The sequence below is a fragment of the Phormidium sp. CCY1219 genome, assembly GCF_035615515.1.
GTDB lineage: Bacteria > Cyanobacteriota > Cyanobacteriia > Cyanobacteriales > Laspinemataceae > CCY1219.
Window position 1 is genome coordinate 1 of the sequence record NZ_JAJENT010000311.1, and the last position, 314, is coordinate 314.

A 314-nucleotide genomic window follows, 5' to 3' on the forward strand; every position below is an offset into this window, starting at 1 on the left:
AAAGCAAGGCATCTTCAAAGACTCTTAAGTAAGTCCTATTACGCAAAGCTCTTGGCGGTAAGGAAAGTAACCCAAGATAATCAGGGTAAAAAGACAGCCGGAGTAGATGGAACAAAATCTCTGAATCCAGAACAACGGTTTGAATTAGCCCAAAAACTAGGGAAGAAATCCAAAGCCCGCTCCTTACGCAGAGTATGGATTCCAAAGCCAGGGCGCTATGAAAAGCGTCCTTTAGGGATTCCGACAATAAAGGATAGAGCTGAGCAAGCCTTGGTTAAACTGGCACTAGAACCCCAATGGGAAGCCCGATTTGA

The 314-nt window shown here is 44.9% G+C and carries 1 protein-coding gene; it reads left to right on the forward strand.

Features of this window, described 5'->3' with window-relative positions:
- The coding region (locus LKK83_RS05040) for a reverse transcriptase N-terminal domain-containing protein (RefSeq protein ID WP_324629822.1) at window positions 1-314 on the forward strand (314 nt) is incomplete at both ends.